A 1,326-nucleotide genomic window follows, 5' to 3' on the forward strand; every position below is an offset into this window, starting at 1 on the left:
GTGCCGCCGGGCGCGGCACGCGGCCCGCACGGCCCGCGTGCCCCGCACGGGCCGGGCCCGGCGGCTACTGTCCGACGGGTGATCGAACTGCGCACCCGCCGGGCGGTGACCCGGTGACCCGCCCCGGCGAGCACGACTTCCCGGTCCGCTCGGCCACCGACATCTACTCCGGCCGCGTGATGGCGCTGCGGTCGGACCGCGTCGTCATGCCCGGCGGCCGGGTCGCGACCCGCGAGATCCTGGAGCACCCGGGGGCGGTCGCCGTCGTCGCGGTGGACGAGGCCGGGCGGGTCCGGATGCTGCACCAGTACCGCCACGCCGTCCGGCGACGGCTGTGGGAGCTCCCCGCCGGCCTGCTCGACGTGGCGGGGGAGGACCCCGCGGTCACCGCCGACCGGGAGCTGACCGAGGAGGCCGGGTTGTCGGCGTCGGACTGGTCGGTGCTGCTCGACGTCGTGCCCTCGCCCGGGTTCTCCGACGAGTCGGTCCGCATCTTCCTCGCGCGCGAGCTCGTCGAGAAGCCGCGCCCCGACCTGGGCGACGACGAGGAGGCCGACCTGGAGCTGCGCTGGATCCCGATCGCCGAGGCCGTCGGGATGGTGTTCTCCGGTGAGATCGTCAATGCGGTGTCCTGCGCCGGGCTGCTCGCGGCCCGCGCGGTGCTGGCCGGGGAGTTCGACCCCCGCCCGGTCGACGCCGAGTGGGCCGACCGCCCGTTCCGCTTCGCCCGCCGCGCCGACGAGTGATCCTCCGCCGCGCCGACGGGTGACCGCGGGCCGCGGCGACGCGTGACCGCGCCGGGTCTCCGGGTGACGGCCTGCCGCGCCGACGGTGTCCGCCCGGCCGCGCCCACGGTGACCGCGCCGGGCGGTGGTCAGGGCCGCAGCGGACGACCCTCCGGGTCCCGGGGCGACCCGGCGAGCACCACGATCCCGTCGACGAACGACCAGATCGCGCCGATCCCGAAGGTCAGGAACGTGACCAGCAGCTGCGCGACGGCCAGACCGGTGTGGCCCGAGTAGAACCGGCCGATGCCGAACGGCAGGAACAGCTGCAGCAGCCCCGCCACGATCTTCTGCTTGTCGGAGTACGGCAGCCCCGAGTAGGGCTCGCGGCCGTACGGCGCGGACGGGTCGTATCCGTAGGGGCCGTAGGACGGGGGCCCGGGGTGCGGTGGGTAGGCCGCGCCCGGGTACTGCTGTTGCCCGGACGCCCAGCCCGGCGCACCGGCGGCCCACGCCGGCCCGCCGGGGAACCCGCCGCCGGGGGACAAGCCCGCGGGGCCGCCGTCGGGGTACGGCCCGGACGGGTACGTCCCGCCGGGGT

The 1,326-nt window shown here is 76.9% G+C and carries 2 protein-coding genes; one reads left to right on the forward strand and one right to left on the reverse strand.

Translation table 11 applies throughout. From position 1 onward, the window contains the following. The first annotated feature begins 113 nt into the window (after positions 1-113). Positions 114-746 (forward strand): NUDIX domain-containing protein, encoded by a 633-nt coding sequence (locus tag GTW08_RS01485; RefSeq protein ID WP_073575225.1) that lies wholly within the window; start codon positions 114-116, stop codon positions 744-746. 128 nt (positions 747-874) lie between these two features. Here the strand turns inward: GTW08_RS01485 and GTW08_RS01490 are convergent. Continuing rightward, positions 875-1,326, reverse strand: a 452-nt coding sequence (locus tag GTW08_RS01490; protein ID WP_161151283.1) for a TM2 domain-containing protein, incomplete at its 5' end; no start/stop codon positions are given.

The sequence above is a fragment of the Pseudonocardia sp. SID8383 genome (assembly GCF_009864975.1).
Lineage (GTDB): Bacteria > Actinomycetota > Actinomycetes > Mycobacteriales > Pseudonocardiaceae > Pseudonocardia > Pseudonocardia alni.